2 protein-coding genes and 1 pseudogene are annotated in these 1,558 nt (G+C 66.4%); all 3 read left to right on the forward strand.

Annotation, left to right across the window (positions count from 1 at the left end; genetic code table 11):
• A pseudogene (locus ACXMYJ_RS29040) lies at window positions 1-209 on the forward strand (2-keto-myo-inositol dehydratase); the annotation flags it as partial.
• 30 nt (window positions 210-239) lie between these two features.
• The gene (locus ACXMYJ_RS29045) at window positions 240-1,244 is read left to right on the forward strand and encodes a Gfo/Idh/MocA family protein (RefSeq protein ID WP_460359541.1); all 1,005 of its coding nucleotides are present in this window, start codon (window positions 240-242) and stop codon (window positions 1,242-1,244) included.
• A 28-nt stretch (window positions 1,245-1,272) separates the two neighbouring features.
• A partial coding sequence (locus ACXMYJ_RS29050; RefSeq protein WP_460359542.1) for an aldehyde dehydrogenase family protein occupies window positions 1,273-1,558 on the forward strand: 286 nt, incomplete at its 3' end.

Below are 1,558 nucleotides of genomic sequence, written 5' to 3' on the forward strand. Positions count from 1 at the left end.
CGGTCAAGCTCGGCGCGATGACCGAACCGCCGCTGGGGATCCCGGACATGCCACCGCTTCTCGCCGAGGTCGAGAAACTCGGCATCGACGTGTTCGCGATCGTCGAGCAGGACATGTATCCCTGCCCTGCCGACGCCCCGCTGCCCATCGCCAAGCGCACCCGCAACTACCTCGGGTCGTGCGGCATCCCGTCCGTCACATTCACATAGTCGGCCGCTCTTCCACAAGGAGAAGTCACCATGCCCGAACTGCGTGTCGCCGTCCTGGGAGTCGGCGTCATGGGGGCCGACCACGTCGCCCGGATCACGTCCCGGATCTCGGGCGCGCGGGTGTCGGTGGTCAACGACTACGTCACCGAGAAGGCCGAGCAGATCGCCTCGGGCATCGAAGGTTGCCGCGCCGTTGCAGATCCCCTCGACGCGATCGCCGATCCGGACGTCGACGCCGTGCTGCTGGCCACCCCGGGCACCACCCACGAGAAGCAGCTGCTGGCCTGCCTGGAGCACCGCAAGCCGGTGATGTGCGAGAAGCCGCTCACCACCGACGTTTCCACATCGCTGGAGATCGTCCGGCGAGAGGCCGAGCTTGATCGCCCGCTGATCCAGGTCGGCTTCATGCGACGCTTCGACGACGAGTACATGCGGCTCAAGGCACTGCTCGACGGCGGCGAACTCGGCGAGCCCCTGGTGATGCACTGCGTGCACCGCAACCCGAATGTGCCGTCGTACTTCGACAGCTCGCTGATCGTCAAAGATTCGCTGGTGCACGAGGTCGACGTGACGCGCTACCTGTTCGGCGAGGAGATCGCCAGCGTCCAGATCGTCAAACCCTCGTCGAATCCTGGTGCGCCCCAGGGTGTCATCGATCCGCAGATTGCGATCCTACGAACGGTGTCCGGACGGCACGTGGACGTCGAACTCTTCGTCACCACCGGTGTCGCCTACGAGGTGCGCACCGAGGTGGTCGCAGAACGTGGCAGCGCGATGATCGGCCTGGACGTCGGGCTGATCCGCAAATCCGCGCCGGGCACCTGGGGTGGTCAGATCACCCCCGGGTTCCGGGAGCGGTTCGGCCGCGCCTATGACACCGAGATCCAACGGTGGGTTGACGCCGTCATCTCCGGCACCAACGTCGACGGACCGACCGCGTGGGACGGCTACGCGGCCGCGGCGGTGTGCGCGGCAGGTGTCGAGTCGCTCGAAACCGGCCTGCCCGTTGATGTGCAGCTCGCCGACCGACCGTAGAACCGAAAACACAAGCAGGAGCAGAGTAATGACCAAGACGATTTCCCATTGGGTTGATAACAAGGTGTTTGCCGGCGAGTCCTCCGCGACGGCGCCGGTGACCAATCCGGCCACCGGTGTGGTGACCGGTCAGGTCGCGCTGGCCAGCGTCGCCGACGCCCAGCAGGTGATCGATGCGGCCGCCGCGGCGTTCCCGGCCTGGCGGGACACCTCGCTGGCCAAACGCACCCAGGTGCTGTTCGCCTTCCGGGAGCTGCTCAACGAGCGCAAGGGTGAACTGGCCGAGATCATCACCGCCGAGCACGGCAAGGTCG

The organism is Mycobacterium sp. ZZG, from assembly GCF_054786995.1.

What these genes read in the sequence shown, in the direction of transcription:
- ACXMYJ_RS29045 (WP_460359541.1), top strand. Translation starts at nt 240, where the DNA reads ATGCCCGAACTGCGTGTCGCCGTCCTGGGAGTCGGCGTCATGGGGGCC.